Genomic DNA, 25,143 nt, shown 5'->3' with positions numbered 1-25,143 from the left:
ACCCTTCCGCCGATCAACCGTGCCCGGGAGCGAACTCACCGGTGCTGTGGAACCGGTCCAGGACCGCGTGCGCCGGGGCGAGGTCCAGTCCCTGCTCGGCGACCCAATCGTCGTCGTAGTACGTGTGCGTGTAGCGCTCCCCACCGTCGCACAGCAAGGTCACGATGCTGCCGGTGCGCCCCGCGCGCACCATCTCGCCGACGAGTTCGAACACGCCCCACAGGTTGGTGCCGGTGGATCCGCCCACCCGGCGACCCAGCGCCCCTTCCACCCAGCGGGCGGTGGCGATCGAGGCCGCGTCCGGCACCTTGATCATCCGGTCGATGGCCTGGCCGACGAACGACGGCTCCACCCGGGGCCTGCCGATGCCCTCGATGAGCGAGCCCCGGTCACCGGTCCGCCCCGGGTCGGAATCCCGCCACGCCTCGAAGAACACCGAGCGCTCCGGGTCGACGACCGCCAGGCGGGTGTCGAAGCGGCGGTAGCGCACGTAGCGGCCGATGGTCGCGCTCGTGCCGCCGGTACCGGCGCCGACCACGACCCACGCCGGTTCCGGGTGCCGTTCCAGGGCCAGCTGCTGGAAGATCGACTCGGCGATGTTGTTGTTGCCCCGCCAGTCGGTCGCGCGCTCGGCGTGCGTGAACTGGTCCATGAAGTGCCCGCCGAGCTCCGCGGCGAGGGTGCGGGACTCGTCGTAGATGGCGCCGGGTTCGTCGACGAAGTGGCTGCGGCCGCCGTGCTGCTCGATGAGCGCGACCTTCTCCCGGCTGGTCGACCGGGGCATCACCGCGATGAACGGCAGTCCGAGCAGGCGGGCGAAGTACGCCTCGGAGACGGCCGTCGAGCCGGAGGACGCCTCGATCACAGGTGTGTCGTCGATCACCCACCCGTTGCAGAGGGCGTACAGGAACAGCGAGCGGGCCAACCGGTGCTTGAGCGATCCCGTTGGATGTGTTGACTCGTCCTTGAGGTAGAGGTCGATACCCCACTCGGGGGGCAGCGGGTAGCGCAGGAGGTGCGTATCGGCACTGCGGTTGGCGTCGGCCTCGATGAGCCGGACGGCCTCGCGCATCCAGTCCCTGGTGCGCGCGCTCGACCGGTCGATGCTCGTCACTGCGGTTCGTCGTCCCGGTCGCCGCGCAGCTGCGCGCGCAGCCGGTCACGTCGAGCTTTACGCGCCTGCCCGCGTTCGGCGATGCCGGTGGCCACCCGCACCCGCAGCGTGCCGAACACCAGCATCGACAACGGCATCACGGCGACGACCGACACGGCCAGGGCGACCAGGAGCGGAACCCCCGCCACCAGCAGGATCGCGGCGACGGCGGCCACCAGGCCGAACCTGGCCAGCGTGTACAGCGCGATATCGCGCGCGAGGCCGGATCCGGGCGAAGCGGGCTCGGCGGTGGATCCGGATTCGGCAGGGAGTTCGGCTTCTTGCTGTCCATGCACGTCACCAAGGGTAGAGGAAACCGACCGACCCCCCTCCCGCACCCGGGCGCAGCGGCACCGCCCGAAGGGCCGGTTTCGTCCCTTACCTTCCCTTTACCTGGAGCCAAATGTTCGAGTACCTGGCGGTCGAGGTGCCAGGATGCGACCGGTATGCCCGAATGCCTATTCGCATCCATTGGAGGTCACCTGTGACCGCGACGACCCAGCAGTCCCGGCAGAACGGTCAGGAGCAGCTCCTCACCCCCGGGGAAGTGGCCGCGCTCTTCCGCGTCGATCCCAAGACCGTGACCCGCTGGGCCACCGCAGGGCGGATCGGATCCATCCGCACCCCCGGTGGGCACCGCCGGTTTCGCGAGTCCGAGGTCCGCACGCTGCTGGCCGAGCTGACCAGCGATATCAACCAGCCCGGCGGCCAGTCGTTCTGATCCCGGCCCGGAACGCACGCAGGGCGGCACCGCGGATGCCCTTCGATCGCGGATGCACCCCTGGTCGCGAACCGGGTCCCGGCCGACGGGCGGGTCCAGGTGGTTCCTCGCACCCGGCCGAGGCGCCACCTGGACCCGCAGCCGGCGCACGCACCCCGGCTGGTTCCAGCGCGCGGAGTTCCAGCGTGCCGAGTTCCGGCCGCTGACGGGCTGCCGCGCGCAAACGATGCCCCGCAGCGGCGACGACACCCGCCCCCGGGATTGGCTAACCTCGAAGTGGGACAGCTTGGAGGTGGCCTCGATGATCTATCTGCTGGCGGCGGTGGGCGCGATCACCGTTGCGGTGCTGCTGTGGAAGGCGTTCGGCCCGGAACAGGCGCCGGGGCAGCGCGACCGGCGCGGTCCGGTGGCACCCGACGACGACCCGGACTTCCTCCGGAAACTGGACGAGCAGCAGCGCAAACCGCGCTCCGGCAACGACGACGAGTAACCCGGCGTCGGGCGGTCCTGCGGATCCGGGTGGCCCGAGCCGCACGGCTGTTGCCGCGACCGGACCGGTGGACCCGCCGCCGGTCGCCGCACCGGGCCCCGCTCAGCCCTGCCGGCCGGGCGCGTGCTGGAAGTCGTCCGCCACCACGGCGGCCAGCTCCAGCAGCGCCAACCGGGTCGGTGCCGCCAACTGGTCCAGCTCGACCTCGGCACCTTCCTCCAGGTGGGGATCGAACGGGATCTTGGCCACCGCGCGGCACCGCGAACCGAAATGCGCCGCCAGCTTGTCCACGTCGACCTTGCCCGCCGCCGGGCGCACCGAATTGATCACCGCCACCGAGCGGGAGACCAGCTGCCCGTAGCCGTGCGCGTCCAGCCACTCCAGCGTGGCCGACGCGCTGCGCGCACCGTCGATCGAGCTGGAGGACACGATCACCAGCGAATCGGCGACGTCGAGCACGCCCTTCATCGCCGAGTGCATCAGCCCGGTCCCGCAGTCGGTGAGCACGACGTTGTAGAAGTGCTCCAGCATGGTCACCGTGCGCCGGTAGTCGTCCTCGCTGAACGCCTCGGACACGGCCGGGTCCTGCTCGCTGGCCAGGATCTCCAACCGGCTCGGCCCCTGCGAGGTGTAGGAGCGCACATCGCTGTACTTGCGCACCCGGTGCGCGTCGCGCAGCAGGTGCCGGACGGTGGCCGTGGTCTCCGCCGGGATCTTCTGGCTCAGCGTCCCCCGGTCCGGATTCGCATCCACCGCGATCACCCGGTCGCCGCGCAGCGAGGCGAAGGTCGAGCCCAGCGTGGCGGTCGTGGTCGTCTTGCCGACTCCGCCTTTGAGGCTGAGCATCGCGATCTTGTAGCAGCCGTGCAGCGGCTGGTTGATCCGGCTGATCAGCTCCCTGCGGCGCACGTCGGCGGGGCTCTCCCCGAGGTTGATCGTCTTGCCGCTGAGCAGGTACACGGCCTTGCGCCAGCCGGACTGCGGAGTCCGCTTGGCCTGGCGCAGCAGTTGCGCGGACGAGAGGTCCTGCCCCGGCCCGGGCGCCGGCCCCTGCGGGAAGGGCGGCTGCGCCGGGACGTGCGGCTGGCCGGGTCCGGGGAACGCCTGCCCCGGAACGTGCGCCTGGCCCGGACCCTGCGCGTGGCCCGGGAACTGCTGGTCCGGGGTGCCCGGCACGGCGTGCGCGCCGGGTTGCGGCCCGGACCCCCCGACGGGTGGTTGGGGCTGGACCGGCGGTTGCGGCCCGGACGGACCGCCCGCGACTCCGGGATGCGGTCCGGACACCCCGGGCGGCTGCTGCTCGGTCCACGGCGGCTGCACCGGCGCGGAGGGCTGAGATTGGGGGGACTGCCCGAACGCGGGCGCCCCCGGCGCCTGCTCCGGCATCGACGGGTCCACATAGGACGGTGTCGGATGCGCGGGCCTGGTCTCCGGCTCGACGTAGGGCTCCCCGGACCGTCCGCCGTCCCGGGGCGCGGCGCCCCGGTCGCGCCCCTCGGGTTCTTCGTACTGACCGGTCACCGCTGCCCCTCCAACATCGCGAACCGCATCCCGCAGGAGCTCCGCGGACCGGGAGATCCACCGAACTCCGGCGTCAATCGGCACCGTAGTCGCGACCGCGGGCCCGCGTCACCGGGGGCCGCCGCGGCGGGCGGCCGCGCACGGCCCGGAACCCCGACCGCACCGGCATTCCCGGCACGGCCGGGCACCGGTCAGATCCCGGCGTAGGAGTGCAGGCCCGCCACGACGATATTGATGAAGAACAGGTTGAAGATCATCACCGCGAGGCCGAACACGTTGATCCACGCGGAACGCACCCCGCGCCACCCGGCCGTGGCCCGCGCGTGCAGGTAGGCCGCGTAGACGATCCAGGCGATGAACGAGACGGTCTCCTTCGGGTCCCAGCCCCAGAACCGGCCCCACGCCGCCTCGGCCCAGATCGCACCGGCCACGATGGCGAACGTCCAGACCGGGAAGATGATCACGGTCGCCCGGTAGGCCACCCGGTCCAGCGCCCGGCTGCCGGGCAGTCGGGAACCGACGGCGGCCATCTTCTCCGGGCTGTTCTCGTGCCGGACCCGCACCAGGTAGAGCAGGCTGGCCACCCCGGCGAGCAGCAGCACGCCGGTGGACACGATCGCGGCGGAGACGTGGATCACGATCCAGTAGGACTGCAGCGCGGGCTCCAGCTGGGAAGCCTCCGCGTAGAGCACCGTGCCGGACAGGAAGAGCAACACCGCCACCGGCAGCATCAGGAAGCCGCCCAAGGCCCGCAGCTGGACGGCGGTGGTGTCCCGGTGCACCTTGCGGGACTGGCGGTAGAGCACGATCAGCCACGCCAGCACGGCGGCCAGGCAGATCGACGAACCGAACTCGTACATGTTGCCCCACGGCGCGCGGCCGGTGGAGACACCGCGGGCGATCAGCGAAGCCCCGTGCACGAGCGCACCGAGCACGGTGATCGCGACCGCCATACCGCCGAGGCGCTCGGCCATCGGGCGCTTGGCCGGGGTTTCGACCCGGCCCACCCCGGTTCCCGCGGCGGAACCGCCGCCCGCGCCGACGAGCTCCCGCTCGCGCTGCGCCGCGGCAGCCGGATTCGCCGAGCGCTTGTAGGAGAACTCCGCGAAGTACAGCAACATCGCGAACATGTACAGGACCACGGAGGTCGCGTAGGCCATGTCGCTGTACGTCGACAACGTTTCGTTGACCGCCATCAGTCATTCCTTCCGCGCGCGGCCCCGAGGTCCGCACGTGTCTCCGACGTTCGATCGGCGTCCGTTCCGAGGATGTCCTCGGTCAGCGTGTAGAACTCTTCGCCGTACCCGGCCTGGTCGGTCCGCGCCAGGCCGCCGATCTCCACGATCGTCCGCCCGGCATCCGGATCGGCCGGGTCGGCGGGCCGGGCGCGGACCCACACCCGGCGGCGCTTGATGGTCAGCGACGCCCCGATCCCGGCGATGATCAGGATCGCGAAGCCCAGCACCCACATCTGCGTGGGATCGTGCGAGACCTGCAGGTTCGCGAACCGTTCCACGCCGTCGAAACGCACCGTGGTGCCGTCCGCCAACCGGACCTCCTCGCCCACGCGGAGGTTCTCCCGGGCCTCCCGGTTGAGCCTGCCCTGCTCGACCATCTGCTGGTCGACGCTGAAGATCGACTGGCCGCGGCCGGAATCCAGGCCGAGGTCGCCGCGCAGCACGTCCACCGCGACGGTGGGGTCGTTCAGGTCCGGGAACTGCGAGCTCAGCACCGCACCGTCGAACGCGGGCGTCGGGGCGAACAGACCGGACACCGCGATCTGGTTCTGCCGCCGCTCGCGCTCGTCCTCCACCCCGGGCCGGTCGAACTTGGTGGCGCCCTGGGACAGCATGGTGGGCACGTCCACCGGCTGCCACTGGGTGAGCTGGGTGCGCTGCTGGCCATCCGGGAAGGTGACCGTGAACTGCGGCGCATACCCGTTGCCGGTGAGGTAGACGCGGTCGCCGGACGTGCGCAGCGGGTGGTTCACCTCCAGCCGGTGCGGCTGCCACTGCCCGGTCTGCAGGTCCTCGGTGGACTGGTACTCGGTGTCCACCACGTAGCTCTGCACCTGGCCGGTGTGCTGGTACTGCACGTCGAAGTCGTTGACGCGCACGCAGAACTCGTTCAGCCCGGTGCCGTCGACATTGAGCCCGGCGATGAACGAGTCGTAGTTGTAGGTCCCGGCGTTGCAGAACTCCGAGCCGTCGGCCATCACGATGACCTGGCCCTCGTAGTTGTAGAGCTTGCCGCCTGCGAACGCGATCAACAGCCCGACCAGCGCGAAGTGGAAGATCAGGTTGCCCGCCTCGCGGAGGTAACCGCGTTCGGCGCTGATCGAGCGCGCGCCGTCGGGCTCCTCCTCCTCGGCGGTGCGCCACCCGCGCAGCCTGCTGCGCGCGGCACCGAGCGCGTCATCCACCGAACCGTCCACGGTGGTCTCCGCGTGGTGCGGCATCCGGGACAGGTTGCGCGGCGTGCGCACGGGTTTGGCCCGCCACTGCCGGTAGTGCTCCGCGCACCGCGGGACGAGGCAGCCGATCAGCGAGATGAACAGCAGCACGTAGATCGAGGCGAACCACACCGAGCTGAAGACCTCGAACACGCCCAGATCATCGAGCACCGGCGCCAGCGTCGGGTACTCGTCGAAGTAGCGGTCGACCTCGGTCTGGTTCTGCGAGCGCTGCGGGATCAGCGCACCGGGCAGCGACGCCATCGCCAGCAGGAACAGCAGCACCAGAGCGGTGCGCATGGACGTCAGCCCGCGCCAGGTGTTGCGCAGGAACGCCAGCGCTGTCTTCAGGTGCGTGCGCATCAGATCGGCAATTCGTACGCGTTGATCGGGCCACGGAGCATCGCGATCAGTTCTCCCCACAAACCGGTGACGAGCAGCAAGCCCACCACGACCAGCAGCAGGCCGCCCGCGATCTGGATCGCGCGGCCGCGCCTGCGCAGCCAGCCCGCGCTGCGCACCGCCCACCGGGCGCCGAGCGCGAGCAGCAGGAACGGCACGCCGAGACCGATGCAGTACGCGGCGACGAGCAGCACGCCGCGGACCGCGGTCCCGGTGTCCACATCGGTCCCCACCGCGACCGACATCACGCCGACCAGCGTCGGCCCCAAGCACGGCGTCCAGCCGAGCCCGAAGACCGCGCCCAGCAGCGGCGCACCCCAGATCCCCGCCCGGGGGACCCGGTGCACCCGCACATCGCGCTGCAGCGCGGGGATCAGCCCGAGGAAGACCAGGCCCATCGCGATGGTCACCACGCCGCCGATGCGCTGCAGCACCAGCTCGTTGGCCAGCAGCGCGTCGGACAGACCCAGCAGCAGCACCGCGCTCGCGGTGAACACCGCGCTGAAGCCGAGCACGAACAGCAGGGCCGCCCCCACCACGCGCCACCTGCCGCGACGATCCTGCGCGGCCACCTCGGCCTCGTCCACCGGCGGAGCGTCGGCGCCCACGACGCCCGCCAAGTACGCGAGATAGCCCGGCACGAGCGGGACGACGCACGGTGACGCGAAGCTCACCGCACCGGCCAGCACCGCGACGCACGCCGCGAACAGCAGGGGGCCGTTAGCGGCGAGCTCGGTCGGGTCCACGCATCGAGGGTAGGAGGAAGCCGCGCGCCGCCCTGCACCACCCTCGGTGAACGGGGACACATCATCGCTGGTGAGCAGCCCGTAGCCAGCAGGAAGTACGCACGCCAGGGACCTAGGTCCCGGATAACCGGGCCGAAGTGTGCACGGCGCGGGACGGGGTCCGACCCGGAAAACCGCACATCCCGGGAGGTCTCACCCGCCGACGCCCGCGCGGCGCGGGGAATCCCGCGTCATGCGGCGGGTTCGTTGGCCACCTTCTGCACCTCGGGCAGCAGGTCGCTCTCCAGCATCTCGGTGAGGAACACCGCAGCGACCCGGTGGTCGCGGTCCAGCACGATCGTCGCCGGAACGGTGCTGCGCGGGAAGTTCTGCAACGCCAGCAGCGAGCGGCCGGACGGGTCGAAGAGGGACGGATAGGTCAGCCCGCGGTCGCGGTGGAAGTCCGCCGCCGCGGACTGCTCGTCGCGCACGTTGATGCCGAGCAGCTGCACGCCCTGGTCGGCGGTCTTGTCCTGCACCGCCTGCAGGTCGTCGGCCTCGGCGCGGCACGGCCCGCACCAGGAACCCCAGACGTTGAGCACCACGACCTGGCCGCGGAAGTCGTCCAGCCCGACCTGCTCGCCCTCGCGCATCAGGCTCTCCCCGGACAGCCCGGTCACCGCACCGCGCTCCTCCGGCGGGTAGAAGATCCGCGTCTGCCCGCCCGGGGAGACGAAGGTGAACTCCTCGCCCATCCCGTTGTCCTCGCCGTCCCCGGTGGCGCATCCCGCGAGGAAGGCCAGCACCGCGGTGAGCACGGCGACTCGGGTCAGCAGCCGGTTGGTCGTCCTGCCTCGGAAGGGGTTCATGCGCCGGTCACCTTCGGATCGGTTCCGCCTGCCGGTTCGACGTAGGCGACGCGAACCAGCTCAGCACCGCGGAACACCAGACTGGTCAGCGAGGCCAGCGAGCACTGCCGCCGCCGCGGGTCGTGCCACATAGGCTTGCCCTCCAGGAACCGCCGCAGCGTCCAGATGGGCAGCTGGTGGGACACGCACACCGCCTCGTGGCCGTCGGCCGCCTCGCGGGCGCGCTGCGCGGCCCCGAGCATGCGGTGCGCGATCTGCAGGTAGGGCTCGCCCCACGACGGCCGGAAGGGGTTCCACAGCTTCGGCCAGTGCTGCGGCGAGCGCAGCGCCCCGTCGCCCACCGAAACCCGCAGGCCTTCGAACCGGTTGTCCGCCTCGATCAGCCGCTCGTCGGTGTGCACGTCGAGCTGGAACGCCGCCCCGAGGGGCCCCGCGGTCTGCTGCGCGCGCTGCAGCGGTGAGGCCGCCACCTGCGCGATGTCCCGGTCGGCGAGGAATTCGGCGACCGCCTCGGCCTGCTGCTCGCCCCGGTCGGACAGCCGGTAGCCGGGCAGCCTGCCGTAGAGGATCTGCTCCGGGTTGTGCACCTCGCCGTGGCGCAGGAAGTGCACGACCGTGCGCGGCGCGTCCACCTCACGCCTCCGGCGGCGGGGTGGCCGCCGCGGCGGCGCGCGCCGCGTGCGGCAGCGCGTTCTCGATGGTCTCGAAGGCGGCGTCGTCCATGGCCGCGTTGACGAACCAGCACTCGAACGCGCTCGGCGGCGGGTAGACACCGCGCGCGAGCAGTTCGTGGAAGAACCCGGGGAAACGCCAAGTCTGCTGCTGCTGGGCCTGCTCGAAGTCGTGCACCGGCTCCGCGGAGAAGAACACGCTGAGCATGTTCCCGGCGCGGGACAGCTGGTGCGGCACGCCCTGCTCGGTGAGCGCGCCGGTGAGCAGGTCGCCGAGCCGCAGGCTGTTGCGGTCCAGCGCCGCGTAGGCGTCCGCATCGGCGGCGCGCAGGTTGGCCAGTCCGGCGGCCACCGCGACCGGGTTCCCGGCCAGTGTTCCGGCCTGGTACACGGGTCCGGACGGTGCCAGCAGCTCCATGACGTCCGCGCGGCCGCCGAACGCCGCGGCGGGCAAACCGCCGGACATCACCTTGCCGAAGGTGTAGAGGTCGCCCGCGACACCGTCCACACCGAACCAGCCCGCGCGCGAGACGCGGAATCCGGTCATCACCTCGTCCATGATGAGCAGGGCGCCGGAGTCGCGGGTGATCTCGCGCAGGCCGGCGTTGAAGCCCGGCTGCGGGGCGACCGCGCCCATGTTGCCCGCGGCGGCCTCGGTGATCACGCAGGCGATGTCCTCGCCGTGCTCGGCGAACGCGCCGCGCACCGCATCGAGGTCGTTGTACGGGACGACGATGGTGTCCGCGGCCTGCGCGCCGGTGACGCCGGGGGTGCTGGGCAGGCCGAGTGTGGCCAGTCCGGAACCCGCGCCGGCCAGCAGCGAGTCGACGTGACCGTGGTAGCAGCCCGCGAACTTGAGCACTTTGCGGCGGCCGGTGAACGCCCTGGCCAGCCGCACCGAGCTCATCGTGGCCTCGGTGCCGGAGTTGACCAGCCGCACCTGCTGCACCGGCTCGACCCGGTCGATGATCTCCTGCGCGAGGTCGATCTCACCGGCTCCGGGCGTGCCGAACGAGAGCCCGTCCGTGGCCGCCTCGCGCACCGCACCGACCACGTCGGGGTGCGCGTGCCCGTTGATCATCGGGCCCCAGGAGGAGACGAGGTCCACGTACTCGTGGCCGTCCGCGTCCCACAGCCGCGGGCCGGAGCCGCGCACCATGAACCGCGGGGAGCCGCCGACCGAGTGGAACGCCCGCACCGGGGAGTTGACGCCGCCGGGGGTCACCTCGACAGCGCGGTCGAACAGCTGCCGCGAACGCGGGGCCGGGTCGTTGTTCGGGGTCGCTGGAGTCTCGGCTGTCACGACTCCAGTCTGACAGGCGGTCCGGAGTGTCCGGCCGCACCCCGCGCGCGGTCCCGGTCACACCCGCGGAAGGTTTCCGGCCGCCCGGCCGGTGCGACCTGCGCGGCGAGCCGGTGTCAGCCCGGCCGTCCGGTACCGGCGCGCGTGCGGCGACCGGGCCGCGGACCCAACCACAGCTGGCGGCACAGGTCGAGCAGCACCAGCCCGGCCGCGGTGGCCGCACCGATCGCGGCCGCCTGCCAGTTGCCGAGCGAGCGGGTCACCTGCTGCACCGCGCCCTGCTCACCGGTCACCGCGGGCATGTCGACGAGGACGGTTCCGCGACCCCAGGCCCACCAGGTCACCAGCACCAGCGCGAGGACGACGAGCAGCTCGGCGCCGGCCACCGCCACCCGCCGCGGTTCGCCGAGGCCGGTGGCGGTGGGATCACCCTGCTCGGCGGTGAATTCCGTTTCCTGCCCAGGTTCCCGGTCCTGCCCGGGGTCCGAGTCCTGCCCGAGTTCCCGGTCCTGCGCTCCCTGCCGAGCGCTCGGGTGGTGCGGTTGCGGAGACGTCACGCGCTGCAGCGTCTCACGACCGGAGGCGCCCGCCGACACCGTGCACCGGCCGCGGCTCATGCTTCACCGATGCGCGCGGCGACGGCGGCGGACAGCCCCGCGGGATCCCGCGCCCAGGCGAGCACGACCTCCCCGTCGGCCAACCGCAGCGGGACCTCGGCGGTGCCCTTGGGCGTGGTCCAGCTCCCGCCGAGCACCCGCGCGCCGACCTGCGGCCCGACCTCGGCCACCGCGCTGATCCGGGACACCGCCAGCTCCTCGCGACCCTGCACCAGCAGGTCCGGGGTGAGCCGCACCGAGACCAGCCTGCGCCGCCCGTGCACCCACACCGCCGCGCCCGCGGCGAGCGCACCGCCGACCAGCAGCCAGGTCCACGCGTGCACCGGGCCCGGAGTGAGCAGCTCGAACAGCAGCCCGGCCAGGGCGAACGCGGGTCCCCACAGCACCGGCCACCAGCTGCTGCCGCGTTCGGCGAACAGCACCGGATCAGTCATGCTCACCCGCGATCCAATCGCCGCTGGGCCTGCGCCACAGCAGGACGGCCGCTGCGGCACCGATGACCAGCACCACCGCATTCACGCTGAGCACCGCCCCGGTCCCCAGCAACATCAGCAGGTGCAGCACCCCCACCGCGGACAGCGCGATCCGCGCCCACGGCCGCCTTCGGAACAGCGCCGCGCCCAAGGCGAGGTAAGCGGCGGCGAAGACCACCGCCACCAGGGTGTTCACCAACAACAGGTGCTCGGCGCGGTCCTGCGCGGCCCCGGCGCCGACGGCGCCCTGGCGCAGCAGCACACCGGGCAGCTCGGCGCGGCCCAGCCACATCGACCCCGTCTGCAGCAGCAGCACCACCGCCACGATCCACCAGAGCACGATGGACACCCGCAGCATGCGCGGGGCGGGGGTCGACCCGCTCACCGGCCCGCACCGGGATAGCCCGCATGGCCCGGATATCCGGGGGCGGTGCCAGGACCCTGCCCCGCCACCGCCCGGAAGTAGCGGTTGGACGGACCGGCGAACGCCAGCAGCAGGAACGCGATCATGCCCAGCAGCCCCACCGCGGCCTGCGCGAAGCCGAGCGCGATCAGCCCGCCCGGCGGTTCGACCCCGCCCGGCAGTTCACCGGCGGAGAAGGCGGTCATCCCACCCGCGTTCGGCAGCATGCCCATGCTGACCAGCACCCACAGCCCGGCGAACACGGTCAGCACGACCCGCGCCCAGTTCTTCCCGGCGCGCATCTTGAACCCGAACACGATCCACAGCGCGGTCAGCACGAGGTAGGCCACCGTCAGCGAGATGAAGAAGACCAGCAGGAAGCTCTGCAGCCCGGCCAGCACCTCGTCGCTTTCCGGGGCCGCCCGCCCGGAGCCGGCTGTGGCGTCGAACATGGTGCTGATGAAGTTCAGCAGCAAGAGGTAGCCGACCACGGCCAGCACCGTGGCCAGCAGCGGAATCACCACGCTGATCCAGAACGCCGCCTCGGCGGTCTTCGGGCGCGCCTCTCCTGGCTGCGGAGCCGGATGCTGCGGAGCCGGGTACTGCTGCGCCGGGTAGTGGGGAGCCGGAGCGCCCCACGCGGACTGCTGGTTCCACGAGCCCTGCCCGGCGTCGGGTCGGCTCCAGGGATGCTGCGGCGATGTCACGGGCGAAACGGTAGGGAGCGGCGCGGTGCCGTGTCCACTCGCTCGGCGGAAACGGCCGCGGCTGAGCCGATCAGGATGCGAACCGGGAGCCGATCAGGACGCCGACCTGAGGTAGGCGTTGGATTCCGGCCGGAACGCCAGCACCACGGTCGCGCCGATCGCGATCAGCTGCAGGATCGCCAGCAGCGAGCCCTCCCCGCCGGTGGCGATCGAGGGCAGCGTCAGCACGGCCCACAGCCCACCGACCACGGTGATCACGATCCGGGCCCAGTTGTACCCGCGCCGCATCTGGTGCAGGAACAGGATCCACCCAGCCGCGATGACCACCAGGAACACCAGGGTCACGATCATCGTCGCGTCGTAGACGCTGCGGATCTGCTCGGGCGACAGGCTCGGTTCCTGCCGGGCGACCTCCTGCAGCACCGCGTCGAGATCACCGGCGGGCATCAGCACGAAACCGGTGATGACCACCAGGAACCCGATCACCACGCTCGCCACGCCGCACCAGAAGGACTGGTCCAAGGCCTTGGGACGATCGGGCTTGCTCGGTTCGTCCGGCGGAGTCGCCTCGAACGGATCGGGTTGCGTCACCGCCCCAGGCTAGAAACCGACAATTCCGTTGTCCAACGCGCACGTGTGGCTCAGCGGCGGCGCAACCGCGGCCGCATCCGCCGGAAGTACTCGTTGACCTCGGGGCGGAACATCAGCACGATCGCGGCGATCTCCAGTGCGGTGACCAGCACCTGGGCCAGCAGCTCCACGGCGCTCACCGACTGCCCGGCGAGCTGCTCGATGGTGCCCCGGCCCAGCACCGCCAGGCCGATCGCCGTGATGAACATCGCGAAAACCTCGAAGCCCGCCCACGCGGTGAGCACCAGCCGCGCCCAGTTGACGCCCTGCAGCATCCGGTTGGTCAGCAGCAGCACCACCATCAGCGTCAGCGCGCTGACCAGCAGGGTGAACAGGATGCCGGAGTTCGTCGCCGCATCCACCTCCTGCTGGGACAACTCCGGCGAGCGCTCGCGGATCTCGGCGACCAGCGTCTCGCGGTCGGCGAGCTGTACGACACTGGCCAGCAGGCCGAGCAGCATCGCGCCCAGCCAGACCCAGCGGGCCCGGCGCAACCATTCCGGCACTGCCGGCGCTTCCCCCGCGGAAGACCCGGACTCGTCCAGCTGCGACCGGTCGCTCATGCCCGGTCACCGCCCCGCAACCAGCGGGCGGCCTCGGCGGCCCAGTAGGTCAGGATCACGTCCGCCCCGGCGCGGCGGATCGAGGTCAGCGACTCCAGCACCGTGCGCTCCCGGTCGAGCCAGCCGTTGGCGGCGGCGGCCTCGATCATCGCGTACTCCCCGGAGACCTGGTACCCGGCGACCGGGACGTCGGCCACCCCGGCGACATCGCGCAGCACATCCAGGTAGGACATGATCGGCTTCACCATGACCATGTCCGCGCCCTCGGCGAGGTCCAGGTCCGCTTCGCGCAGCGCCTCGCGCCCGTTGGCCGGGTCCTGCTGGTAGGTCTTGCGATCGCCCTGCAGCTGGGAGTCCACCGCGTCCCGGAACGGCCCGTAGAACGCGGAGGCGTACTTGGCCGAATAGGCCAGGATCGCGGTGTCGGCGAAACCGGTGGCATCGAGGGATTCCCGGATGACGCCGACCTGGCCGTCCATCATCCCGCTCGGGCCGACCACGTGCGCCCCGGACTGCGCCTGCACCACACCCATCTCGCCGTAGAGCTGCAGCGTGCGGTCGTTGTCCACGGTGCCGTCCGGGCGAAGCACCCCGCAGTGGCCGTGGTCGGTGAACTCGTCCAGGCACAAATCCGCCATCAGGACCGCGTCATCGCCGAGATCGGCGGACAGGTCGCGCAGCGCCGCGTTGAGGACGCCGTCCGGATCCACCGCACCGGAGCCGGTCGCGTCCCGCTCAGCGGGCACGCCGAACAGCATCAGCCCGCCGACACCGGCCTCGACGGCCTCGGCCGCCGCGGCGCGCAGCGAATCCCGGGTGTGCTGGACGACACCGGGCATGGACGGGATCGGCGCGGGCTCGTCGATGCCCTCGCGCACGAACATCGGCAGCACCAGATGGCGGGGCTGCACGGAGGTCTCGGAGACCAGTCGGCGTACCGCCGGATTGCGGCGCAGCCGGCGGGGCCGGTGCGAGGGGTACATCGGGGCGGCTCCCAAACGGGCTGGACGGGGATGTCCACCCGAGCCTAGCGATCCGGGCGAGCCGCTCACCGCGCCGGGCGGTGCGGCATTGCGCACAGCGGTGGGAAAGACGATGACGGCCGGGCGGGGACGCTCCCCGCCCGGCCGTCATCGGCGGCTCAGCTGCGGCGCGCGCGCTTGGCCTTCTTCGGCGGCGGGAGCGCGCCCTCGGCGCGCAGCCGGGCGGCGTGCTCGGCCAACGCGTCCACGAGCGCCTCCACGCTGGCGACCTCGGGCCGCACGTCCACCCGCAGGCCGAATTCCTTGGCGGTCTCCGCGGTGTTCGGGCCGATGCAGGCCACCAGGGTCCGCGCGTGCGGCTTGCCCGCGATGCCGACCAGGTTGCGCACGGTCGACGAGGACGTGAAGCACACCGCGTCGAACCCGCCGGTCTTGATCATCTCGCGGGTCTCGGCGGGCGGCGGCGCGGCGCGCACGGTCCGGTAGGCCGTCACGTCGTCCACCTCCCAGCCGCGCTCGCGCAGGCCAGCGGACAGCGTCTCGGTGGCGATGTCCGCGCGCGGCAGCAGGACCCGGTCGACCGGGTCCAGGATGTCGTCGTGCGGCGGGAAGTCCTCCAGCAATCCCTCGCTGGACTGGTCACCGGAAGGCAGGAGTTCCGGCGTGATGCCGAAATCGCGCACCTTGTCCGCAGTGGACTCGCCGACGCAGGCGATCTTCACGCCGGAGAAGGCCCGGGCGTCCAGGCCGAACTCGGCGAACTTCTCCAGCACGGCGCGCACCGCGTTGGCCGAGGTGAACACGACCCACTGGTAGCGACCGTCCACCAAGCCCTTGACCGAACGCTCCATCTGCGCGGGCGAACGCGGCGGCTCCACCGAGATGGTGGGCACCTCGTGCGACACGGCACCGTGCGACCAGAGCCGGTCACTCATCACACCGGCCTGCTCCTTGGTGCGCGGCACCAAGACCTTCCAGCCGTACAGGGCGCGGGACTCCCACCAGGACAGACCGCTGCGGTCCGCGGACACCTCGCCGATCGTCACGACCAGGTTGCCCTGCAGCTCACCGGCATCGGCGGCCAGCGAAGCCAGCGTCGTGTCGATCGTGCGCTGCTGCACCGTGGTGCCGTTGGAGGTCACCGCCACCTGCGTCTGCGCGGGCCTGCCGTGCTCCACCAGCGCGGAGGAGGCCTCGGCGAGGTGGCTGCCCGTGGTGTGCAGCACCAGGGCACCGGGTACCGCGGCCAGCGCGGCCCAGTCCACGTCACCGCGGACATCCACCTCGGTGTGCACCGCGCCGAGCGCGATGCCCGCGTACGCGGGAACCGCACTGCCCGCGGTGACACCGGGGATCACGTCGAAGGTGCTGCCGGTTTCGGCGACCTCGCGGACCTCCCGCACGACCGCGTCCGCGGTCAGCGGATCGGCCGCCACGAGGCGCACCACCGGTCGGCCGTTCGCGGCCTCGTTGGCCAGGTCCTTGGCCACATCCGCCGGATCGCCCACGGCGGGGCGCACTTCGGCGCCGTCCGCCGCCATGCCGACGATGTCGGCAGGTACGTCCGGGTCGGTCACCAGCACCGCGGCACGGGTGATCGCATCCCGGCCCCGAACGGTGAGCAGTCCGGCGTCACCAGGACCGGAGCCCACGAAAGCAATCCGTCCGGGGGTCTTGCGTGCTCGGGTCATCAGGGCACTCCCCATCAACTACTGCCCGGGGCCGCTGAGCATCGCGGCCCTGGCATCGAGCAGCTCATCGGCCAGATCACGGCCAAGCTGCTCGGCGGCGGTCGTCTCACCAGCAACGGAGGCGCGGACCAGCTGATCGTCACCGGTCGCAACCACCCCGCGCACGGACAGCCGCTGCGCCACGCGGCCATCTGCGTCGAGGTCCTCCACCACGTCGGCCAGCGCGCCGATGGGCGCGCTACAGCCTGCTTCGAGCGCGGCCAGCATGGCGCGCTCGGCGGCCACCGCAGCGCGGCTGGCCGGATCGTCCAGAACGGACTGCAGCAGGTGCTCGTTGTCCACGTCGTCGACGCGGCACTCCACTGCGAGCGCGCCCTGGGCGGGCGCGGGCAGCATCTGCAGCGGATCGAGCGTTTCTGTGATCACCTCGTGCCGGCCCACCCGGGCCAGCCCGGCGCGAGCGAGCACGACGGCGTCCACCTCGCCGTCGGTCACCTTGCGCATGCGGGTGTCCACATTGCCGCGGATGCCGCGCACCTCCAGACCGAGGCCGAGGGCCCGGATCTGGGCGGCGCGGCGCGGCGAACCGGTGCCCACGACGGAGCCCGGGGGCAGTTCACCGAGCGTCAGCCCGTCCCGCGCCACCAGCGCGTCCCGCGGGTCCTCGCGGACCGGGACGGCGGCCAGTGACAACCGGGGGTCGGGATCGGTCGGCAGATCCTTGTACGAGTGCACCGCCACGTCGACCTCACCCGCGGCCAACGCCTCGCGCAGCGCGGAGGTGAACACCCCGACGCCGATCTCGGAGATCGGCGCCGACGAGCGGTCGCCCGGGGTGCTCACCGACACCAGCTGGGTGCGGTACCCGGCGTCCTCCAGCCGCTCGGCGACCCAGCTGCTCTGGGCCATGGCCAGCGCACTACCGCGCGTTCCGATGCGCAGTGTTGCCATCAACGGTCCTCACCGTCCTGCTCGGGGAGATCGCAGAGCTCACCGTTGCCGGCGGCCTTGGCCCACTGCGTGCTCGCCACGCTGGCCCCGCCGGGCAGCACTTCGTCGGCCTGCGGGGAGCCGAGGACGGCGGTGGTCTGCGGATCCAGTTCGAAGAGTTCGCGGAGGGCATCGGCGTACCCGGAACCACCGGGCACCGACGCCAGCTGCTTGACGCGGACGGTCGGGGTGTGCAGCAGCTTGTCCACGACACGCCGCACCGCGCGGTCCAGCTCGTCGCGGACGCCCTCCTCCAGCTCGGGCAGCTTGGAGTCCAGCCGCAGCAGCTCCGCGTCGACCACCTCGGCGGCGCGCTTGCGCAGCGCGGTCACCGTCGGGGTCACCTCGGCCGACCGCTGGGCGGCGAGGTAGCCGCGCAGTTCCTCGGCCACGATCTCCGCGGCGCGTTCGGCCTCGCCCGCACCGCGCTGCTCGGTCAGCCGCTGCTGCAGCGTCGCCAGGTCGACCACGGCCACGCCGGGCAGCGCGGCGATCTCGGGAGCGGTGTCCCGGGGCAGGCCCAGGTCGCAGAAGACCAGCGGCCGGGCACCGCGCCCGGCCAGCGCGGTGGAGGCCACCTCTTCGGTGATCACCGTGCCCACCGCACCGGTGCAGGTCACGACCAGGTCCGCGGCGGAGATCGCGTCGTGCAGGCCGTCCAGTTCCCGCGCGTGCGCGCTGACGCCCTCGGCCTGCAGCGCCTCGGCCAGCCGCTGCCCGTTCGCCGCGGTGCGGTTGGCGATCACCACCTCGCCGATGCCCGCGCGGCGCAGCTGCGCGGCCGCCAGCCCACCCATCGACCCGGCGCCGACCAGCAGCGCGCTGCGTCCGGCCAGGCCGTCGAGGGCGGTGTCCGCGTCGGCCAGCCCCTCGGAGACGACCGAGGCGCCTTCGGCGTCGATGTCGGTCTCGGCGTGCACCCGCTTGCCGACCCGCAGCGCCTGCTGCGCGAGCTCGTGCAGCGTCTTGCCCACGGTCCCGGCCGCGTCCGCCGCGGCGTAGGAGTGCCGCAGCTGGCCGAGGATCTGCGCCTCGCCGACGACCATCGAATCCAGCCCGGCGGCGACCGAGAACAGGTGCTCGACGGCGGCCCCGGCGTAGTACACGTAGAGGTGGTCGGCGAGCTCGGCGACCTCGGCACCGGCGTGCCGCGCCAGCACCCGGGTCACGTCGTCCAGCCCGCCGTGGAAGGTCTCGGCGACCGCGTACACCTCGACCCGGTTGCAGGTGGAGGTGACGAACGCTTCGCAGAGGTGGTCGCTGTGCAGGAGCTCGCCGAGGATCTTGTCCAGCTGGTCGGCCGGGATGGCCACGCGCTCCAGCGTGCGCACCGGTGCCGTGCGGTGCGACATGCCGACGGTGATCAGGTTCACAGCCGTTCCACCATCCTGTTCACGGGGTCGATCTCCTGGGACATCCGGCCGGACGTCCCCGGCGGTCCGACGTCCACGCCGTCCACCCCGGCCACACCGGAACCGCCGGCGGTCTCGGGAGCGTCGGCGTCCTGCTGGCGCCGCGCCACGTGGAACGACAGGATCTGCATCTCCACCGCCAAATCGACCTTGCGCACTTCGACGTCCTCCGGAACCTGGAGGACCACCGGGGCGAAGTTCAGGATGCACGCGACGCCGCCGGCGACCAGCCGGTCGCAGACCTCCTGCGCGCCCTGCGCCGGCGTCGCGATCGCACCGATGGTGACCTCGCGCTCGATGCACACCTGCTCGATGTCATCGATGTGGTCCACCGGGATGCCGCCGACCGGGACACCGATCAGGTCCGAGTCCATGTCGAACAGCGCGGACACCGGGAAGCCCCGGCTCGGGAAGCCCCCGTAGTTGGCCAGCGCGTGCCCGAGGTTGCCGATCCCGGCGACGGCGACGCTGTGCTTGCGGGTGAGCCCGAGCGTGCGCTCGATCTGCCCGATGAGCACCGCCACCTCGTAACCGACCCCGCGCGTGCCGTAGCTCCCGATGTAGGAGAGGTCCTTGCGCAGCTTCGCGGAGTTCACCCCGGCAGCGGCGGACAACTCCTCGCTGGAGACGGTCGTGACCTCCTGCTCGGCCATCCCGGACAGCACCCGCAGGTACACGGCCAGCCGTGCCACCGCTGCCTCCGGGATCGCGCGGGCCCGCTCGCGGGCAGCGGGGACCTCGATCGCCGGCTCCGGGGATCCGGTACCGCCGGCACCCGACCCGTCACCGTCCTGCATGTCCGCTCCGTGGACCGCCACGCTGGATCTCCCTCACCCTGCCTGCTGCATTCGCCCGCGCCATGGCGCGCTCGCCCCACCGGCCCGCACTTCCGGCTTCGCTGGAGGCAGGAACACGGCACCGGGGCGGCCGGTCCAACCGGCTCGGCACCCGAGCCCGGCGAGACCCGTCCGGTCCGGCACCCGATCCGACATCGAGCACCCGGGGGCACCGCCCGCCACACCGTAACCATTTGTGAACGCATGCACAAAGTCACCGGACCGCTGCCGCACCGCTTCCGCGAACCTCCTCGCGACATCATTGCTGATGCCCCCTCGACGTGCCAAAACGCGTGGTCTGCGGCACGTGGGCCGGGTCAGGGCGAGCTCGCCAGCGCGGCGCGCAGCCGCTGCTCCTCCACCCGCCAGAATCCGTGCTCGGCTCCATCGATCAAGATCACCGGGACCCGGTCGCCGTACTCGGCGCGCAGCTCCGGATCGGCGTCCACGTCGGCGCTCGACCAGTCGGCGCCCAACTCCGCGCAGATCCGCTGCACGTCCTGCACCGCGTCCACGCAGGCGTGGCACTCCGCACGGGTCAGCACGGTCACTTCGGGCATGCCTTCTCCCTGTCTCGCGAACCGGACGCCGAGCACGATTACCAGGTTCCGCGCGCCCCGGCGCGTCCGGGCGGCGGGACGCGCAGCCGCGGTGGGCGGCTGACGCGGCGCGCCCGCACCGGACCTCCGAGGTTACGCGCCGACGGAGTGACCACCGGTGATTGCGAACACTCTCCGGAGAACTGAACCACTCTTTCGCGTGGCGGAAATCACCACCAAACTGCGGCGACCCCCGCCACAACATCACGCAACGCGTTCATCTCATCACTGCTTTGCACTACCTACTTATGAGTAGCTACCCGTATGCTGCTGCCCCAACCCGCAGGACGGTGGCAGCCCGGCACGCGCTCGTCCCCCGCGCCACGGAAGGCCGGTCCGCCAACGACGGCAGGAGGTCGGAGTCATGAGCACGCCGAACACGCTCACCCGCGCCACCCCGCTCACCCCGATCAGCTCCGACCACCCGGCAGCACGGGACTCCCCCGAACACACCGCGGTGCCCGCGGTCCCCGGAACCGTCGAGTACCCGGCCGCCCCCGACCACCCGGGGCCCCTCGACCACCCCGGGCCCCTCGACCACCCCGGGTTCCCCGAACATCCCGGGTCCCCGGACCATCCCGGCACCTCCGAACACCTCGGCCCCGCGGAACCCGCGGGGACTCCGGAGCGGGGGGCCGCCGATCCCGCGCGTCGCATCGCCGTGCGCCAGGGCGGCACCAACTGGGCCTACGTGCGCGCAGCGCAGCGCGGCGACACGGACGCGTTCGGCCGCCTCTACGACGAGTACGCGCAGATCGTCTACCGCTACGTGCTGTTCCGGGTCAGCGACCACTGCCTGGCCGAGGACATCACCAGCGAGACCTTCCTGCGAGCCATGCGGCGCATCGCCTCGGTCAGCTACCAGGGGCGCGACGTCGCGGCGTGGTTCATCACCATCGCCAAGAACCTGATCCTGGACCACATCAAGTCCAGCCGGAACCGGTTGGAAGTGCCGACCTCCGACCTGGCCGACACCACGCCGGCCGGCCGCACCTCGGCGGGCCCCGAGCAGCACGTGCTCACCAATGCCACCAACCACGAGCTGCTCAGCTGCGTGCGGCGGCTGAACCCCGACCAGCGCGAATGCATCCACCTGCGGTTCCTGCAAGGCCTTTCCGTCACGGAAACCGCCGCGGCGATGCGACGCAACGAAGGTGCGATCAAAGCTTTACAACACCGGGCGATCCGGCGCCTGGCCCAACTGCTGCCGGACGACCTGCGCTGAGCAGCGACGGGCGGACGCTCCGAACGCGGCCAGGTGACCGCCGCCGGTTGGACTCAGGTCTTAAGCTGGAAAGTGGTCGGGACCGGACCACCCGGACGGCCGGGCCCGGCGGCCGTCGGGCGACCAGACAACACCGGCGAGACCCGGGAGGCGCGGCGGTGCCGACACGGCAGGGCTCGGTCGACGATGCGGATCAGGACGGCCCACGGATGCCCCGGCGGATGGAGAGCTTCGACAGCGCGAAGGTCGCCGGGCGGGCGTCCGCCGAAGCGGCCGTGGCCGCGGCGGGTGAACCGGACGCCTCGCTGACCACCCCGGCCGATCTCACCGCAGCCGCGTTCTTCGACGTGGACAACACGATGATGATGGGCGCCTCGCTGTTCCACTTCGCCCGCGGACTGGCCGCCCGCAAGTTCCTGACCGCCTCCGACCTGGCCGGATTCGCCTGGCAGCAGCTCAAGTTCCGGGTCGGCGGCCGGGAGAACGCGCAAGACATGCAAGCGAGCCGGGAGCAGGCGCTGTCCTTCGTCGCCGGGCGCAAGGTCTGCGAGCTGGTGGAGCTCAGCGAGGAGATCTACGACGAGCTGATGGCCGACCGCATCTGGGCGGGCACCCGCGAACTCGCGCAGCGGCACCTGGACACCGGGCAGCGGGTGTGGCTGGTCACCGCGACCCCGGTCGAGCTCGCGCAGATCATCGCGCGCCGGCTCGGCCTGACCGGCGCACTGGGCACGGTGGCCGAGAGCACGGACGGCATCTACACCGGCAGGCTGGTCGGCGAGATGCTGCACGGCAGGGCCAAGGCGCACGCGGTCCGCGCACTGGCGGCCAGTGAAGGCCTGGACCTGCGCCGCTGCACCGCGTACTCGGACTCGGCCAACGACGTGCCGATGCTGTCCACGGTCGGCACCGCGGTGGCGGTCAACCCGGACCAGGGCCTGCGCGAGATCGCCCGGGACCGCGGCTGGCAGATCCGCGACTTCCGCACCGGGCGCAAGGCCGCCCGCATCGGCATGCACTCGATGCTGGGGGCCAGCGCCCTCGCCGGTGCGGTCGCCGCCGGTCTGGCCTACCGGCGGCGCGACCGCTCCTGACGACGACCGCGGCGGGCCCCGCTGCGGTGTCGGCTCAGGTGGGCGCGGCCTCGGAACTGGGTTCGCGCCCGGAGGCCTGCTCCGGGACCCCGCCGCTCGCACTCGGCCGCGCCAGGGTCGTGACCAGCTCGTCGTCCTCGATCGAGGCGACGATCGTGTCTCCCGGTTGCACGTCCCCGGCCAGCAGCAACCGCGAGATCCGGTTGTCCAGCTGGCTCTGGATCGTGCGGCGCAGCGGCCGGGCGCCGAACTCGGGCTGGTAACCGCGGCGGGTCAGCCACTGCTTTGCCTCGTCAGTGATCTCCAGATCGACGTCCTGCGCGCGCAGCAGCCGCCTGCTGCGCGCCAGCATCAGGTCCACGATCCGCGCCAGCTCGTCCTCGCCGAGCCGCTGGAAGATGATGATCTCGTCCACCCGGTTGAGGAACTCCGGCGCCAGCCAGCCGTGCAGATCGTCCATCAGCTGGTCGCGGATCTCGTCCACCGCGCCCTCGTGCGCGAGGATCCGCTGGGCGCCGATGTTGCTGGTCATGATGATCACCGTGTTGCGGAAGTCCACGGTGCGCCCTTGCGCGTCGGTCAGCCGCCCGTCGTCGAGCACCTGCAGCAGCGCGTTGAACACGTCCCGGTGCGCCTTCTCGATCTCGTCGAACAGCAGCACGCTGTACGGCTGCCTGCGCACCTTCTCGGTGAGCTGGCCCGCCTCCTCGTAGCCGACGTAGCCGGGCGGGGCGCCGAGCAGCCGGGACACGGTGTGCTTCTCCTGGAACTCGCCCATGTCGAACCGCACCAGCCGCTGCTCGTCGCCGAACAGGTTCGCCGCCAGCGTCTTGGCCAGCTCGGTCTTGCCGACACCGGTCGGCCCCAGGAACAGGAACGAGCCGATCGGCCGGTCCGGATCGCCCATCCCGGCGCGGCTGCGCCGCACGGCCTCGGCGACCGCGGCCACGGCCTCCTGCTGACCCACCACGCGCTCGTGCATGGCCTCGTCCAGGTTCATCAGTCGGTCCTTCTCGCTGGCCGTGAGCTGGGCGACCGGGATCCCGGTGCGCCGGGACAGGACCTCGGCGATGTCCTGCGGGGTGACGTCGGCGACGCCTTCGCGGCGCTCGGCCTGCCCGGCGAGCTCGCCCTCGGCGACCTCCAGCCGGTGCTTGATCTCCGCGGCCCGGTCGTAGTCCTCGGCCGAGACGGCCTGGTCCTTCTCCCGGCGCAACTTGGCGATCTCGTCCTCCCGCTCGCGGACGCCGGTGCTGCGGTTGAGGCTGCGCAACCGCACGCGGGCACCGGTCTGGTCGACGAGGTCGATCGCCTTGTCCGGCAGGAACCGGTCGCTGACGTAGCGGTCGGCCAACACGGCGGCCGATTCCAGCGCTTCATCGGTGAACCGGACCCCGTGGTGCGCCTCGTAGGAATCGCGCAGCCCCTGCAGGATCTCCACCGTCTCGGCCACCGTGGGCTCGGGGATCATCACCGGCTGGAAGCGCCGCTCCAGGGCGGCGTCCTTCTCCACGTGCTTGCGGTACTCGTCGATGGTCGTCGCGCCGACCACGTGCAGTTCGCCGCGGGCCAGCGCCGGTTTGAGGATGTTGCCCGCGTCCATGCTGCCCTCGGCCGAGCCCGCGCCGACCACGGTGTGCAGCTCGTCGATGAACATGATCACCGAACCCTCGGCCGCGCGGACCTCATCGATGACCTTCTTCAACCGCTGCTCGAACTCGCCGCGGTACTGTGAACCGGCGACCAGGCCGGTCATGTCCAGGGCCACCACCCGTTTGTCCTGCAGCGTCTCCGGGACGTCCCCCGCGATGATGCGCTGCGCCAGCCCCTCCACGATCGCGGTCTTGCCGACGCCGGGTTCGCCGATGAGCACCGGGTTGTTCTTCGTCCGCCGGGAGAGGATCTCCACGGTCTGCTCGATCTCCTCGCCACGGCCCACCACGAGGTCCAGCGCACCGGACCGGGCCTGGGCGGTCAGGTCCCTGCCGTACTCGTCCAGCGTCGGCGTCTCGCTGGACGGCGCATTCGGCGCCCCCTCGGCCTGCGTGGAGCGCTCGACCCGCTCGCGCAGCTTGCCCGTGCTGATCTCCTGCGAGTCCAACAGCTTGACCGCGGCCGAGTTCGGGTCGTCGAGCAGGGCGCTGAGGATGTGCTCCGGGCCGATGTAGGACACCCCCGCGGCTTGCGACCGGGCGTGCGCGCCGATCAGCGCGCGCTTGGCCGCGGGCGTCAGCCCCGGTTCGGCCGAGGGCTGGCCGGAGGCGCCCGGCAGGATCTCGGCGATGCGCTCGGCGAGGTGGTCCGGTTCGGCGCCGGCGGCGATCAGCAGGTCGCGGGACGGGCTGACCCGGGTGGCCGCCCACAGCAGGTGCTCGGTGTCCAGATCGGCGCTGCCGTCCTGCTCGGCCCGCGCCGAAGCCGTGCGCAGCAGCTCGGTTGCCGAATCGCTGAGGAGTCTGCCGATCGGCACCCGCTGCACGTTCGGGGGCGCGTTGCGCGGCGACGTGCCGAAGAACCGGTCCAGCAGATCGGCGAAGGGGTCCTGGGAGCCGAACGGGGTCGGGAAGCTCATCGTGCACCATCCTTCGCGGCGGAGAACGCTCCCGGTCCGGC

Annotated in this window: 26 protein-coding genes; 4 read left to right on the top strand and 22 right to left on the bottom strand. The window is 71.9% G+C overall.

Annotated elements, in window-relative coordinates:
- Positions 1 to 13 precede the first annotated feature (13 nt).
- Together cds1 and IQ251_RS10625 are read right to left on the bottom strand one after the other, a co-directional pair.
- Entirely contained in the window at positions 14 to 1,072 is a 1,059-nt protein-coding gene (gene cds1 / locus IQ251_RS10630; RefSeq protein ID WP_193928357.1) for an L-cysteine desulfhydrase Cds1, read from the bottom strand.
- Positions 1,073 to 1,110: 38 nt separating this feature from the next.
- On the bottom strand, positions 1,111 to 1,449 hold the full coding sequence (locus tag IQ251_RS10625; protein ID WP_193928322.1) for a DUF4229 domain-containing protein: 339 nt from the start codon (positions 1,447 to 1,449) through the stop codon (positions 1,111 to 1,113).
- Between the two features lie 188 nt (positions 1,450 to 1,637).
- Here IQ251_RS10625 and IQ251_RS10620 point away from each other — a divergent pair, with 188 nt between their 5' ends.
- Together IQ251_RS10620 and IQ251_RS10615 are read left to right on the top strand one after the other, a co-directional pair.
- Positions 1,638 to 1,874 (top strand): BldC family transcriptional regulator, encoded by a 237-nt coding sequence (locus IQ251_RS10620; protein ID WP_193928321.1) that lies wholly within the window; start codon positions 1,638 to 1,640, stop codon positions 1,872 to 1,874.
- Positions 1,875 to 2,175: 301 nt separating this feature from the next.
- Positions 2,176 to 2,364, top strand: coding sequence for a hypothetical protein (locus IQ251_RS10615; RefSeq protein ID WP_193928320.1), 189 nt, complete (start codon positions 2,176 to 2,178; stop codon positions 2,362 to 2,364).
- A gap of 102 nt (positions 2,365 to 2,466) precedes the next feature.
- Here IQ251_RS10615 and IQ251_RS10610 read toward each other — a convergent pair whose 3' ends face one another.
- The 19 genes from IQ251_RS10610 to IQ251_RS10520 all read right to left on the bottom strand — a co-directional run bounded on the left by IQ251_RS10610 (position 2,467) and on the right by IQ251_RS10520 (position 20,172).
- Positions 2,467 to 3,885, bottom strand: a complete 1,419-nt coding sequence (locus IQ251_RS10610; protein WP_193928319.1) for an AAA family ATPase — start codon at positions 3,883 to 3,885, stop codon at positions 2,467 to 2,469.
- 191 nt (positions 3,886 to 4,076) lie between these two features.
- Positions 4,077 to 5,081 carry a c-type cytochrome biogenesis protein CcsB gene (gene ccsB / locus IQ251_RS10605; protein WP_193928318.1) on the bottom strand — a complete coding sequence of 335 codons (1,005 nt, stop codon included), beginning with the start codon at positions 5,079 to 5,081 and terminating at the stop codon, positions 4,077 to 4,079.
- The gene (resB, locus tag IQ251_RS10600) at positions 5,081 to 6,700 is read right to left on the bottom strand and encodes a cytochrome c biogenesis protein ResB (protein WP_193928317.1); all 1,620 of its coding nucleotides are present in this window, start codon (positions 6,698 to 6,700) and stop codon (positions 5,081 to 5,083) included. Before resB ends, ccsB begins: the two co-directional genes overlap by 1 nt.
- Entirely contained in the window at positions 6,700 to 7,485 is a 786-nt protein-coding gene (locus IQ251_RS10595; RefSeq protein ID WP_193928316.1) for a cytochrome c biogenesis CcdA family protein, read from the bottom strand. The genes resB and IQ251_RS10595 overlap by 1 nt, the downstream gene beginning before the upstream one ends.
- Before the next feature lie 230 nt (positions 7,486 to 7,715).
- Complete coding sequence (locus tag IQ251_RS10590) at positions 7,716 to 8,333, bottom strand: TlpA family protein disulfide reductase (RefSeq protein ID WP_193928315.1); 618 nt, start codon at positions 8,331 to 8,333, stop codon at positions 7,716 to 7,718.
- Positions 8,330 to 8,965: a histidine phosphatase family protein gene (locus tag IQ251_RS10585; protein WP_193928314.1), complete on the bottom strand. Its 636-nt coding sequence runs from the start codon at positions 8,963 to 8,965 to the stop codon at positions 8,330 to 8,332. The genes IQ251_RS10590 and IQ251_RS10585 overlap by 4 nt, the downstream gene beginning before the upstream one ends.
- A gap of 1 nt (position 8,966) precedes the next feature.
- On the bottom strand, positions 8,967 to 10,250 hold the full coding sequence (gene hemL, locus IQ251_RS10580) for a glutamate-1-semialdehyde 2,1-aminomutase (RefSeq protein WP_228046549.1): 1,284 nt from the start codon (positions 10,248 to 10,250) through the stop codon (positions 8,967 to 8,969).
- Between the two features lie 173 nt (positions 10,251 to 10,423).
- Positions 10,424 to 10,864 (bottom strand): hypothetical protein, encoded by a 441-nt coding sequence (locus IQ251_RS10575; RefSeq protein WP_193928312.1) that lies wholly within the window; start codon positions 10,862 to 10,864, stop codon positions 10,424 to 10,426.
- Positions 10,865 to 10,920: 56 nt separating this feature from the next.
- Positions 10,921 to 11,358, bottom strand: coding sequence for a transport-regulating membrane protein Mce1N (gene mce1N / locus IQ251_RS10570; protein ID WP_193928356.1), 438 nt, complete (start codon positions 11,356 to 11,358; stop codon positions 10,921 to 10,923).
- Positions 11,351 to 11,782 carry a hypothetical protein gene (locus IQ251_RS10565; RefSeq protein WP_193928311.1) on the bottom strand — a complete coding sequence of 144 codons (432 nt, stop codon included), beginning with the start codon at positions 11,780 to 11,782 and terminating at the stop codon, positions 11,351 to 11,353. Before IQ251_RS10565 ends, mce1N begins: the two co-directional genes overlap by 8 nt.
- Entirely contained in the window at positions 11,779 to 12,507 is a 729-nt protein-coding gene (locus IQ251_RS10560) for a hypothetical protein (protein ID WP_193928310.1), read from the bottom strand. The genes IQ251_RS10565 and IQ251_RS10560 overlap by 4 nt, the downstream gene beginning before the upstream one ends.
- A gap of 93 nt (positions 12,508 to 12,600) precedes the next feature.
- Complete coding sequence (locus IQ251_RS10555) at positions 12,601 to 13,098, bottom strand: hypothetical protein (RefSeq protein ID WP_193928309.1); 498 nt, start codon at positions 13,096 to 13,098, stop codon at positions 12,601 to 12,603.
- A gap of 50 nt (positions 13,099 to 13,148) precedes the next feature.
- The gene (locus IQ251_RS10550; RefSeq protein WP_193928308.1) at positions 13,149 to 13,700 is read right to left on the bottom strand and encodes a hypothetical protein; all 552 of its coding nucleotides are present in this window, start codon (positions 13,698 to 13,700) and stop codon (positions 13,149 to 13,151) included.
- Positions 13,697 to 14,683 carry a porphobilinogen synthase gene (gene hemB / locus IQ251_RS10545; RefSeq protein WP_193928307.1) on the bottom strand — a complete coding sequence of 329 codons (987 nt, stop codon included), beginning with the start codon at positions 14,681 to 14,683 and terminating at the stop codon, positions 13,697 to 13,699. The genes IQ251_RS10550 and hemB overlap by 4 nt, the downstream gene beginning before the upstream one ends.
- 158 nt (positions 14,684 to 14,841) lie before the next feature.
- A complete protein-coding gene (locus IQ251_RS10540) occupies positions 14,842 to 16,374 on the bottom strand; it encodes a bifunctional uroporphyrinogen-III C-methyltransferase/uroporphyrinogen-III synthase (RefSeq protein ID WP_193928306.1) in 1,533 nt (510 codons plus the stop codon).
- An 18-nt stretch (positions 16,375 to 16,392) separates the two neighbouring features.
- Positions 16,393 to 17,328 carry a hydroxymethylbilane synthase gene (hemC, locus tag IQ251_RS10535; protein WP_193928305.1) on the bottom strand — a complete coding sequence of 312 codons (936 nt, stop codon included), beginning with the start codon at positions 17,326 to 17,328 and terminating at the stop codon, positions 16,393 to 16,395.
- A complete protein-coding gene (locus tag IQ251_RS10530; RefSeq protein ID WP_193928304.1) occupies positions 17,325 to 18,737 on the bottom strand; it encodes a glutamyl-tRNA reductase in 1,413 nt (470 codons plus the stop codon). Before IQ251_RS10530 ends, hemC begins: the two co-directional genes overlap by 4 nt.
- On the bottom strand, positions 18,734 to 19,573 hold the full coding sequence (locus IQ251_RS10525; RefSeq protein ID WP_193928355.1) for a redox-sensing transcriptional repressor Rex: 840 nt from the start codon (positions 19,571 to 19,573) through the stop codon (positions 18,734 to 18,736). Before IQ251_RS10525 ends, IQ251_RS10530 begins: the two co-directional genes overlap by 4 nt.
- A 356-nt stretch (positions 19,574 to 19,929) precedes the next feature.
- Entirely contained in the window at positions 19,930 to 20,172 is a 243-nt protein-coding gene (locus IQ251_RS10520; RefSeq protein ID WP_193928303.1) for a glutaredoxin family protein, read from the bottom strand.
- A 403-nt stretch (positions 20,173 to 20,575) separates the two neighbouring features.
- Here IQ251_RS10520 and IQ251_RS20275 point away from each other — a divergent pair, with 403 nt between their 5' ends.
- Entirely contained in the window at positions 20,576 to 21,436 is an 861-nt protein-coding gene (locus tag IQ251_RS20275; RefSeq protein WP_370591320.1) for a sigma-70 family RNA polymerase sigma factor, read from the top strand.
- Positions 21,437 to 21,645: 209 nt separating this feature from the next.
- The gene (locus IQ251_RS10510; RefSeq protein ID WP_193928353.1) at positions 21,646 to 22,530 is read left to right on the top strand and encodes an HAD family hydrolase; all 885 of its coding nucleotides are present in this window, start codon (positions 21,646 to 21,648) and stop codon (positions 22,528 to 22,530) included.
- Between the two features lie 34 nt (positions 22,531 to 22,564).
- Here the strand turns inward: IQ251_RS10510 and IQ251_RS10505 are convergent, their stop codons facing one another.
- Complete coding sequence (locus IQ251_RS10505) at positions 22,565 to 25,102, bottom strand: ATP-dependent Clp protease ATP-binding subunit (RefSeq protein WP_193928302.1); 2,538 nt, start codon at positions 25,100 to 25,102, stop codon at positions 22,565 to 22,567.
- Positions 25,103 to 25,143: the final 41 nt, after the last annotated feature.

This window comes from Saccharopolyspora montiporae, assembly GCF_015209505.1.
GTDB lineage: Bacteria > Actinomycetota > Actinomycetes > Mycobacteriales > Pseudonocardiaceae > Saccharopolyspora > Saccharopolyspora montiporae.
This window is presented reverse-complemented; position numbering and strand designations above follow the sequence as displayed.

What these genes read in the sequence shown, in the direction of transcription:
- cds1 (WP_193928357.1), bottom strand. Translation starts at nt 1,072, where the DNA reads ATGCGCGAGGCCGTCCGGCTCATCGAGGCCGACGCCAACCGCAGTGCC.
- IQ251_RS10615 (WP_193928320.1), top strand. Translation starts at nt 2,176, where the DNA reads ATGATCTATCTGCTGGCGGCGGTGGGCGCGATCACCGTTGCGGTGCTG.
- ccsB (WP_193928318.1), bottom strand. Translation starts at nt 5,081, where the DNA reads ATGGCGGTCAACGAAACGTTGTCGACGTACAGCGACATGGCCTACGCG.
- resB (WP_193928317.1), bottom strand. Translation starts at nt 6,700, where the DNA reads ATGCGCACGCACCTGAAGACAGCGCTGGCGTTCCTGCGCAACACCTGG.
- IQ251_RS10590 (WP_193928315.1), bottom strand. Translation starts at nt 8,333, where the DNA reads ATGAACCCCTTCCGAGGCAGGACGACCAACCGGCTGCTGACCCGAGTC.
- mce1N (WP_193928356.1), bottom strand. Translation starts at nt 11,358, where the DNA reads ATGACTGATCCGGTGCTGTTCGCCGAACGCGGCAGCAGCTGGTGGCCG.
- IQ251_RS10550 (WP_193928308.1), bottom strand. Translation starts at nt 13,700, where the DNA reads ATGAGCGACCGGTCGCAGCTGGACGAGTCCGGGTCTTCCGCGGGGGAA.
- hemB (WP_193928307.1), bottom strand. Translation starts at nt 14,683, where the DNA reads ATGTACCCCTCGCACCGGCCCCGCCGGCTGCGCCGCAATCCGGCGGTA.
- IQ251_RS10540 (WP_193928306.1), bottom strand. Translation starts at nt 16,374, where the DNA reads ATGACCCGAGCACGCAAGACCCCCGGACGGATTGCTTTCGTGGGCTCC.
- IQ251_RS10525 (WP_193928355.1), bottom strand. Translation starts at nt 19,573, where the DNA reads ATGCAGGACGGTGACGGGTCGGGTGCCGGCGGTACCGGATCCCCGGAG.
- IQ251_RS10520 (WP_193928303.1), bottom strand. Translation starts at nt 20,172, where the DNA reads ATGCCCGAAGTGACCGTGCTGACCCGTGCGGAGTGCCACGCCTGCGTG.
- IQ251_RS20275 (WP_370591320.1), top strand. Translation starts at nt 20,576, where the DNA reads ATGAGCACGCCGAACACGCTCACCCGCGCCACCCCGCTCACCCCGATC.
- IQ251_RS10510 (WP_193928353.1), top strand. Translation starts at nt 21,646, where the DNA reads ATGCCCCGGCGGATGGAGAGCTTCGACAGCGCGAAGGTCGCCGGGCGG.
- IQ251_RS10505 (WP_193928302.1), bottom strand. Translation starts at nt 25,102, where the DNA reads ATGAGCTTCCCGACCCCGTTCGGCTCCCAGGACCCCTTCGCCGATCTG.